This is a genomic window from Paractinoplanes hotanensis, assembly GCF_023717965.1.
Classification (GTDB): Bacteria; Actinomycetota; Actinomycetes; order Mycobacteriales; family Micromonosporaceae; genus Actinoplanes; species Actinoplanes polyasparticus.
In genome coordinates, this window is record NZ_JAMQOL010000116.1 from 1 (window position 1) to 2,324 (window position 2,324).

General features: G+C 61.6%; 4 protein-coding genes and 1 pseudogene. All 5 read left to right on the plus strand.

All coding sequences use genetic code 11. The annotated features are described in order from the left end of the window. A partial coding sequence (locus tag LXN57_RS47620; RefSeq protein WP_251804947.1) for a hypothetical protein occupies positions 1 to 336 on the plus strand: 336 nt, incomplete at its 5' end. An 11-nt stretch (positions 337 to 347) separates the two neighbouring features. After that, positions 348 to 884, plus strand: a complete 537-nt coding sequence (locus LXN57_RS48730; RefSeq protein WP_507185060.1) for a DUF8467 domain-containing protein — start codon at positions 348 to 350, stop codon at positions 882 to 884. Positions 885 to 1,418: 534 nt separating this feature from the next. Continuing rightward, positions 1,419 to 1,565, plus strand: coding sequence for a hypothetical protein (locus LXN57_RS47625; protein WP_251804948.1), 147 nt, complete (start codon positions 1,419 to 1,421; stop codon positions 1,563 to 1,565). A gap of 27 nt (positions 1,566 to 1,592) precedes the next feature. Further along, positions 1,593 to 1,754: pseudogene (locus LXN57_RS48540) on the plus strand (RHS repeat-associated core domain-containing protein); the annotation flags it as partial. A 96-nt stretch (positions 1,755 to 1,850) separates the two neighbouring features. Then, a partial coding sequence (locus LXN57_RS47630; RefSeq protein WP_251804949.1) for a Hint domain-containing protein occupies positions 1,851 to 2,324 on the plus strand: 474 nt, incomplete at its 3' end.

The window sequence follows — 2,324 nt, forward strand, 5'->3', positions numbered from 1 at the left end:
CTATGTACCCACCAGAACCGGCGTGACTACCCCACAACCGGCTATCCGGTCATACCTCGACCTTGCGAAGGCCCTGGGGGCGACATCCTTGAAGCCAATCCGGATTGGAAGCATGCTGCCGGAGGTTCTTTGCCTGAACGCGCAATCAACCTACCCAATGGGTCTGTCCGATATCCGGACCTTACGTTCGAGCATCCCGAGACCGGAGCAGTGTTCCACGTTCAGACGGTCGATACCTACGCGAGTGGCGCCGCTGATCCGCGCGAATTGGAGAACGCCCTCGACATCGCTCATCATGGCGGTGGTCCCGTCGTCATGTATCCCAAGTCGAGATAGAATCGATAGTCATGGAGCGTAAAACTCAGATCTCGTTCTTTATGTCAGAACGAGATGAGGTAGCCATAGCAGAGGCTGTAGTGCTGGCCCTCCCCGAGGTGAGGCTTGTCGACGATTGGTCCTGGGAGGCGGTGGACAGCCCACCTATCCGAGACTCACCCCTAGACTGCAAGCGCGCCATTGGTATTTGGCACTCCGGAATCATGCCGAAGTTGGCCGGCGTCGCTCGCGCGAACGGCACGATCGATGCACCATCTGGTGGGCCGGTTGTCCAATGGTTGCGATGCCGTCGGGTTAACGATGACTTACAGCATGGGCGGTGGGCCGCAATCTATGATTCCGAGAATCACGAAGTCGTCAATTATGTGCGGACTCTATGGAGAGTGCTTCGAAATGAAACTACCGATAGACTGAAGAGGACCTCGGCTGTAAGTGGACCGGACTTTCCGTCGGAAAGGCGCTTCCGTGTCGGGTGGGACGCTTTCGAAAGCGCAAAGCGAGGTGAATTCACACTAAAGGCCGGCGCGCTAATTTTGGCGCCGGAGTAAGCTCGATTGGATTCGCTTGACTTGGCCTGTCGTGCGCCATTTCTGGTTTCGCAGCCAGTTCCAGGTGTTAACTGCGATCTAAATAATTAGTGCCAAGTTTTCCCTGCGGTTGCAACTCTTAAGACGAGAGGTCGACAAGCGTCCTTTTGAACGGACTCTCGTCGTTCCTGTGCGCTATGTTGCGCAGATGTGCGCACCGGTTGCTGTCACGGTTACTGTCAACCGATCACGCATATCGAGCTGTGTCGATATTCGGACCCGTGAGTCCGTGCGGCGCGGTCTGGGTCGAATGTGCTGACGGACGGCGTCGGAAGTCGATCTCCGGCGAGGCGTCGTGATCCACCTGGCGATCGTGACGGCGCGGCCTGCTGGCCTTCCGGCGGTTACGTGGCCTTCGTGTCCCGAGATGATGGGCGTGCGCGCGGGGCCGTAGGCCTGTGGCGCGTGTGCGCGGCCCGGCGTCGGCCGGGCCTATAGCTCGCGGCCGAGGGATCTGCGACTTACAGATGGAACGCGCGTCGTCGGCTCACGGGTGTGACCAAGTCGGGCCTGACGGTGTCGTACGGCTATGACGGTGCCGGCCGCCGGGCGCCGCGTACGGCCGGTGGTGCCACCGCCGGCTACCTCTATGACGGCCTCAACACTGTTCAGCAGCGCCGGAAGCACTGTCGCCTCGGCTGACACGTCGATGATCAGGGTAATGCGACCCGGTTCACCGGTCGTGAAGATGAGGGCGACGGGCTGTACTACTACCGGTCGCGGTTCTATTCGACGACGCAGCAGCGGTTCATCAGCCGTGACCCGATCGGTCTGGCCTCGGGCGACACCAACCCGTACGCGTACGTGTTCAATCAGCCGACCGGCCTGGTCGACCCGATGGGCACCAAACCGCAGGGCTCGGGTAGGCCGCAGGGTTCGGGTGGGCCGCAGGGTTCCGGTGGGCCGCAGGGCTCGGATAATTGTGGGTTGAACAGCTTCGTTGCTGGCACTCAGGTCTTGATGGAAGACGGGTCGGCCAAGCCGATCGAGCGGGTCCGTCCCGGTGACCGGGTGATGGCCGGTGACCCGGACGCCGACACCAGCACGGGACAGGAAGTCGCCGCGACCATCGTCGGCGACGGCGCCAAGGACCTGATCGACATTACCGTCGAAGGCGCCGACGACGTCACGGCGACGATCACCGCCACCGACGGGCACCCGTTCTGGGTCGACCACGACGGCGACACCGCGACGCTGGGCGGGCGCTGGATCGACGCGGCGCAACTACGACACGGTCAATGGCTCAAAACCGCCGACGGCCGACTCATTGAGCCGCCCCGGATCTTCCGGAGAGGGAACCAACTAAGATCGTTCTCTTCTGGACGGAAAAGGGGAATGTCGATGGCGAGGCAGCGCAGGACGTTCACGCCGGAGTATAAGGACCAGGTCGCTCGGATGGTG